This window comes from Candidatus Neomarinimicrobiota bacterium (genome assembly GCA_041862535.1).
In the GTDB taxonomy this organism is placed as follows: domain Bacteria; phylum Fidelibacterota; class Marinisomatia; order SCGC-AAA003-L08; family TS1B11.
Genome location: JBGVTM010000329.1, coordinates 1 through 6,940 on the forward strand (window position 1 = coordinate 1; position 6,940 = coordinate 6,940).

Below are 6,940 nucleotides of genomic sequence, written 5' to 3' on the forward strand. Positions count from 1 at the left end.
CCCGCTCACCCCGGGAACTTTGCTCAATAACGATGGGAACGAGCATATTATCTTTCTTAAACATAGCAAACTAGCTCTCTTTCCGCAGTTCGCGTGAAGGTTTGTGGATCATCTTGATTTTGGCATAACTCTTCAGGCGTTCAAACACAGCATCTGAGATCATGTCCTGTCTCAAATTGCGCCGGTTTTCCGGACGGCGGTAGTGATTCCGGATCTGGTTGGCCTGGGTCTCATCGGCAGCAATCAGCGCCTGAATGCGCTCTTCCACCGTTTTGTCATCTACGGTTATTTCTTCTTCTTTAATCAGCTGCTTACGCAAAAGGTACCACTTGAGGTTCCATATAATGGAGGCCCGATGCTTCTCCCGCACCACTTCCCGGTCGATCTCCTCCCGGGCTTGGACCTCCCGCTCGAGATCGGCAACCAGGGTGTCAACGTAGTTCTCAAACAGGGAGGTGGGTACTTCCAGCCGGGCGTTCCGCACGAAGTGGTCAGCTAGCTCGTGAGTCAGACGCTGGCGGCTATCCCGTTCAAAGGCGGTCTGGACCTTCGCCCCTAAATTCACCCGCAGCTGCTCAAGGCTGTCGGCATTCGGATCCACCTGGCGGGCGAAAGCATCATCAACATCCGGCAGAATTTTTTCCGTCACTCCGCGCACCGTCAGCTCGAAATGGGTCGGTATTCCGGTGTCGCTGGTCAGAATCACCCGGCGGGTATCACCCACCCGCGCTCCCCGCAGTTTTTCCAGGTTATTCCTTCCAAAGGGGTTATCGGGATGCAGGTGGATGTACTGGTTCTCCACCTTCCGGCCGATGAGGGGCATGCCACTTTCGTCCACTTCCTGTAAATCCGCCAGTATGAAATGGTTGCTGTCAATCCCGCTCTCCACCGTCCGTAACTGGGCCTGCCGCTGTCGCAGCTCATCAATAGCACGATCTACATCTCCCTCATCGTGATCGTAAATGACCTGCTCAAATTTCAAGCCCTTTTTATAAGGTGGTAAACTAACCTCCGGCTCCACCTCAAAGGTGGCCTCGAAACGCAGCGGGATTCCTTCCCGGAATTGCACCCCGCGGATGGTAGCCTGGTTGATGGGATCAAGGCCGGCATTCTCGAGGGCCGAAAGGTAGTATTCCTGAACGATGTTCTCCGCAAATTCGACTTCGGCTGCCGCACCAAACTGCTGGCGCACCAGCTTAGGAGGTACCTTTCCTTTCCTGAATCCTGGTAGCCTGACTTTCTTGCTGAACTTCTGGAGAAAGACCGCATACTTACTCTCGAGCTCCTCCCAGGGCACCTCCACCTGCAGGCGGCGAGTGAAGCTGTTAACTACAGTCAGTTCGTGCTGCACAGGACGATCTATTTCGTTCTATTGTCCCTATAACTTGCAGCAACAATTTACACCGTTGCCGCCTCAGATTCAGCCTGATTTCCCGAGGGACTCCAGGTCGACCCCCATTAGCCGGTACCTACGATGGACACCTCCGCCAGCTGTCCAGCGGTGTCCCGTTGGGGTCGACCACTTTTATCGCTGGATTCAATGGCTAGCTTGAGGGCGTCCAAATGGTCAAGCATGCTGCGGCGAATAATTTCCTTGAAGGCTAGTTCCACAAGCCTGGGTCCCAGGCTTCCCACCACAACGGATTGTAGAACGGCGGTCTTGGGCCGCCCCTCAACCGGTTGTACACTCAGTCTTTGCTGGTGGGTAAATCCACGCTGATGCCGCCGCAGACCCCACTGCGCTACCACCAGGCTGCGTGGCGGTTCCCACCGCGTAACCCTGCCTTCCCGTCTCAAAGTGACTCCTGGTAGGCACAGCTCCAATGAATAGCGGCTGTCCAGACCAGGCTTGGGGGTACCAATCCAGTGGAACCTGTGACGACGCCGGTGGCACGTCAGGCTCACAGACAGGTTGGCCAGGAACGCCCACACTACTTGCGGGCTTTCTTCAATGCGAATAGTATACTCTAGCCTGAACATATTTCAGGCTTCTAGGCGCTACCCGTCCAGGGTACCTTTATCCCAGAGATTCCAATAAAAGTTCTGACCTCCTTCTGCAGATCAATTGCCGCAGCCAACCGGCGGCTAATTTAAGGCCACCAACCACACGCACCTACCCCCTTGCCCTTGGACAACACCTGCACGCACGGCTATATACCATCTGAGCCAGACTACGAGTGTCTGGCTCAGTGCATATATGAAAACAGCCCGCCCAGCCAGGAATCGTATTCCCGCTAAGTTTCTATTCCTATGAAATCGCGCATAAGATATGCCCCGACGCGCTAGGCCTTGCTGGCCACCATAAGTAACCAGTTGCGGGGGGATGAAGTGAGTCCCAATTCTGCAAAGGCTTCATCAACTGCTTCCTTGAGGATCTCAGCACCGATGGCCAAAGGTATGCCGGGAAGGACACCCTTGATCCACAACTCATAACCGCTGATGTCTTCAAAACTTTCAAGAGGCATCTCTACCCTCACCAACTCTTTCGTCCTCACCGCAAAGCCGTGATCGGTAACGAGCCTATCATACTCCGATTCCGTCAGGCGATACCGGGCCTCAACTTTCTCCTTGGTGGGACTCAGATTATATCGGCTCTTAAGGAGACGAAACGCTTTGAGCATCCAGCGCCTATAAAATTGCTGGGATTCGGGCGGCTCACCGCCTTCGAAAAAGGTGGTGTTGAACGAAAAAATGCCTCCCCGACGAAGAGCTGCCCACACCGCTTCTATGATCTTCGCCTTTTCCTTCACCAAGTGGATAGCATTGCAGAAAAAGACAGCATCCAGCGGTACACGCACGATCTCAGACAACTGTTCCGCTTTAGATTGCACAAAACGGACCACGGCCCCGCTCACATTCTCCAGGCTTTGACGGGCGATTTCTAATGCCGATGCAGAGGGCTCCACCGCAATCACTTCCGAACCGGCCCGACCAGCCACCTTCTCGACAAGTAGCCTGGTGACCGCTCCGGTACCAGCTCCCAAATCCAGAACCCGCTGGCCGGGCTTAAGATCGGCCAGATCTACCAGCCGCTGGATGACTTCCTCATAAAAAGGATGCCGCGAAAATGCCTCAAAACTGAAAGTCCTGTCAGACATGGAGCCCCTTCCATTTTCTTTGGACATCAACCGTAGAATAGCCGTATGACAACCGGCTTCTCCGGTGACGCTAATTAATCGCAAAGCAGAAAATATTCATTGGACTCAGGCAGGGGTAAACAATGCCATTAATCATTGCAGTCCTCATGCCCTGCCATCCAAGTCTATTTATTAAAGTTATATAGAAGATAAAAAAGGTGCAAGGTTACTGCACCCCCGCGCTTATTTATTGTCTATTCGCCCTCAGTTTGGAGAGCACACCCTTGCATAGCTGTCGCTTATATCCGCCAGTTATAAGAGGCCTTGAAGAACAATCCCCGCTTCATCTCAGTAATTTGACTGGAGGGCAAATAATCCATTTCTACTTCGTCGTAGGCCAGATTTTCAAGTCGCGACCCATAACCAAGGTAAATAACCGTCCCGGGGATATAGGTGAAACCAGCGAGAAATTCGGCTGTCAAACCCTTTTCATCAGGGACCTCCCCCGCTTCGGGAAACTTGATGTGATAGTCCCGATACTTAACGTATGTATAGTCGAGAATACCCCTGATAAACAAGTATTTATTCAGCTGGTAGGTGGTCTTATTGCGGTAGATTTGATAATCATACAGCTCCAGATTATCCTTCCTGCTGGTGAAAACCTGCCGCACGGTCACGAATTCCGAGCTGAAGCTCTCAGTAGGCTGGAAATTGAGAAAGGCGACCTGGAAGGCAATATCCCCCTGGAATGGATTATCGCTTTCTTCATACCAAGGACTTTCTTGCGTGCCTACCTCCAGCAGGAAATAAAGTGACCTAAAAATCTGGCTGCTCAGCTCCACTTCCCTCCGTCCCCGGTCAAACAGCACTCCCTCGTATACTTCGGTACCCTGTGCATATTCCAGCTCCAACAGCGTGGTGCGTGGCATTCCAAATTGCAGGTAGACATTGTGGCACCCGTCATTCATGTCGTAGTACCTATCCCGCTGGGTGTAACCCCAATACCCGACATTGACTTTCTGAAGAAGGTGGGACTCGAAGTAAAATGTCCGCTTGCCGGATAGGTTAAAGGTGGTGGTGCCATCCCGCGGGATATAACCAGTGTGCAGCTGGAAATTCTCGGAAATGTCGTGAACGCCGGCCTCAAAAAACCACTTGCGATCACCATATTGCCATGACAGGTCAAAATTGTGGGCGGAGCGGGCATTACTGCTGTCAGGGTCCTTTGTCAGCCCATAGAATGCATTGCCTTCAATGGCCATAGTACCTGACAAACGCCATAAACCATCCAAACCCACTACCCGATTGTTACCGTTGATGTACCCTTTGCCTGCCTCCAAATACTGCCGCAGAGCATAAATGCACCCAACATAGCTTTCATCCTTCAGCAACCGTTTATAGCGTATAATAGCAACATCAGCGGTATCCGCCCTTTCCGTATTAAAGGGAATCTCATCTGGGAAATACGGGGCTTCATCTCGAGCAAATAGAGCAGCGATAGCATTGCGCTGTCCCAGCTTGCCGGATAGTTTCAAACCCAGGCTAGGATCAGCAATAGTGCGCGTTCGTACCACCCGAGAGATACCACTGGTTTGACCGGTTCCGGCTACATCGAAATTCTTAATGCCCTCCAGAAAGAAGGGACGTTTTTCCGGGTAATCAATATCATAACGCAGATTTACATCAACCTGGCTGGCGTCGGATTCGATCTGGCTGAAATCCGGGTTCACCGTTAGGTCCATAGTAAGGGTCGGAGTCAGGCCCACCTTAGCGGTGAGTCCTACATCAGAACCGGACTCCTCATCCACTATCTTTAGCGCACCTGCCTCAGCTGCTTTATTGGCTGTCTGCGTAAAAGAAGGCAGGACTTCGTAGGTCCGATGATATCGCAGATCTTGGAACACTACCTTCCCCGACTGTGTCAAAAGCGAACCTTTATCCGGATAAACGGGAGGAAAGATAATCATCTCCGAGTACCGGCTCAGCTGACGGATAAAGAATATCCCCATCTCCACTTCTCGACCGGTGCTATAACGGATACTCTGAAGCGGAATCCTCATCTCCACACAAAAGCCACTATCATTGAGGGCACCGGCGGCATCCCAGATGAAATCTTCGGCCGGATCGCCGTTCCCCTGGGGATCCAACATTAGATCACCCTGCGAGCCATAGGCGTTAGCTACAAAGGCATAGGCACTCTGCTGGTCATTCAGAGCATCTATACCTACTCCTACCCAATCATCCTGGTACAGGTTGTCCCACTTGGTCACGGCCGCCTTGATCTTATCCGGCTCCGAGTCCAGGGCCTCAACGGCGAAATAAATATATTGGTCATCATAGGCAACTTCAACAATGGTGCGCTCACTGGGCGGTTTGTTGAAATCGGGCTGGAAGGTCTCAAATCCATTATACTCAATTGCCTGCTGCCATACTTCATCATCAAGACAACCGTCAAGAATCGGCGGCGTGTTAATCCGAACAGGAACAATCTCCACCTGGGCGGAAGCCAAGCCTAATAAAGCGATGGTCAGTCCCAAGAATCCAATTCCGCGAAACATCGCATTGCTCCTTTTATAACTTTAAAATATATAGATTTGCCGCTACAATCGATTAGACAATCAAAGACTGACTAAGGTTGCCCAAGACTCCACTGTGAATCTACTTCGTTTAGCATCTGGGCACGGCCCGTCACTACCATTGGTAGTTAGCTACACCCGTCATTTTCACTCTTTGCACCGGCTATCCAGACTAGTAATCTTTGAGGACTAAAATTAGATTCATAATAAAAAAATGTACCAACAAATCGCTGGCAGGGCAGGTACGATATGAAGCCTGAGGTTAATCGAAAATCATTAGCAGAATTGCGTCGAGAGATTGACGAACTTGACCGGCGGCTGTTCGCTCTCATCGCCCAACGCATGGCAATTGCCAGGGACATAGGCACTTTAAAACGCGCCCAGGGAGCCTCTGTCAGCGATCCCGTCCGCGAGGCTCTGCTCAAAGCCAAGCTGAAAGAATTTGCCTCCGGTGTGCTCGAGCCGTGGCATGTGGAGGAGCTGGCATCGGTGATCCTGCGGATCTCCCGGGATTTACAGACTAGGCCTGAGAGGAAATAATATCCTAGGAATTGTCTTAAAATCAATTTTTATCGGCAAAGTTCTTGCCACTTACTACACCACATTTTAAAATTGGATTACATTTTATTGCCGTAACATGCAAGAAAAGGGATCAGATCAGATGAATAAGCGTTCCTGTAGTGACAGGCGTGAGACGGAAGGGCGGCGTTCCGGTTCGAATCGTCGACTGAGGGTTGTTCCGGTCGCTTTTGAAAGACGGTCAGGCATTGATCGACGTTCGAGCGAAGACCGGCGGGTCAGTATTGATAGACGACTGATCGGCACTTTTATTGCTGAAGCAGGCTGATATGGTTGCTGTCGACCGACAAGTTTCTTATTACCAGTGGTTCATGAGAATGGGTTGATGTTGCGCCCGTAACCGACAAACCACAGCCACTGCGCACGTCAACCCTGTTCATAGCGGACAGGGTTTTTTTTAACCTGCATGCAGGGTAGATAGGTCGAAAAAAATGAACTTCCAGCAGTTTCGAACTCTAGCCCAAAATCATTCGGCGGTGCCCGTGTATCGCAAAGTCCTGGCCGATCTGATCACTCCCGTTTCCGCCTATATGCGCTTGGCCAAGCATTATAGCCCCGTTCTACTCCTGGAATCCGTCGAGGGGGGCCTGCGGTTTGCCCGCTATTCTTATATATGCGTCGATCCCCGTACCATTATCTCGCATACTGCAGGGACCACCCGCATTCAGCAGGGAGGGGAGGACCATGAAACTAATGTGCCGTTCACCT

Annotated in this window: 6 protein-coding genes; 2 read left to right on the forward strand and 4 right to left on the reverse strand. The window is 51.5% G+C overall.

Annotation, left to right across the window (positions count from 1 at the left end):
• Positions 1–70 precede the first annotated feature (70 nt).
• From tig to ACETWG_11775, 4 genes are all read right to left on the reverse strand, one after another.
• Positions 71–1,351 carry a trigger factor gene (gene tig / locus ACETWG_11760; GenBank protein MFB0517261.1) on the reverse strand — a complete coding sequence of 427 codons (1,281 nt, stop codon included), beginning with the start codon at positions 1,349–1,351 and terminating at the stop codon, positions 71–73.
• Positions 1,352–1,458: 107 nt separating this feature from the next.
• Complete coding sequence (locus ACETWG_11765) at positions 1,459–1,980, reverse strand: SRPBCC family protein (protein MFB0517262.1); 522 nt, start codon at positions 1,978–1,980, stop codon at positions 1,459–1,461.
• 302 nt (positions 1,981–2,282) lie between these two features.
• Positions 2,283–3,098, reverse strand: a complete 816-nt coding sequence (locus ACETWG_11770; GenBank protein ID MFB0517263.1) for a class I SAM-dependent methyltransferase — start codon at positions 3,096–3,098, stop codon at positions 2,283–2,285.
• A 278-nt stretch (positions 3,099–3,376) separates the two neighbouring features.
• Positions 3,377–5,635: a DUF5916 domain-containing protein gene (locus tag ACETWG_11775; GenBank protein MFB0517264.1), complete on the reverse strand. Its 2,259-nt coding sequence runs from the start codon at positions 5,633–5,635 to the stop codon at positions 3,377–3,379.
• Positions 5,636–5,902: 267 nt separating this feature from the next.
• On the opposite strand from ACETWG_11775, the gene ACETWG_11780 reads away from it, so the two are divergent.
• Together ACETWG_11780 and ACETWG_11785 are read left to right on the forward strand one after the other, a co-directional pair.
• The gene (locus ACETWG_11780; protein MFB0517265.1) at positions 5,903–6,193 is read left to right on the forward strand and encodes a chorismate mutase; all 291 of its coding nucleotides are present in this window, start codon (positions 5,903–5,905) and stop codon (positions 6,191–6,193) included.
• 521 nt (positions 6,194–6,714) lie between these two features.
• On the forward strand, positions 6,715–6,940 hold a 226-nt coding region (locus ACETWG_11785; GenBank protein MFB0517266.1), incomplete at its 3' end, for an anthranilate synthase component I.

Bases quoted from the DNA above. Each gene is read 5' to 3' on its own strand.
- ACETWG_11765 (MFB0517262.1), bottom strand. From the start codon at position 1,980: ATGTTCAGGCTAGAGTATACTATTCGCATTGAAGAAAGCCCGCAAGTA.
- ACETWG_11770 (MFB0517263.1), bottom strand. From the start codon at position 3,098: ATGTCTGACAGGACTTTCAGTTTTGAGGCATTTTCGCGGCATCCTTTT.
- ACETWG_11775 (MFB0517264.1), bottom strand. From the start codon at position 5,635: ATGTTTCGCGGAATTGGATTCTTGGGACTGACCATCGCTTTATTAGGC.
- ACETWG_11780 (MFB0517265.1), top strand. From the start codon at position 5,903: ATGAAGCCTGAGGTTAATCGAAAATCATTAGCAGAATTGCGTCGAGAG.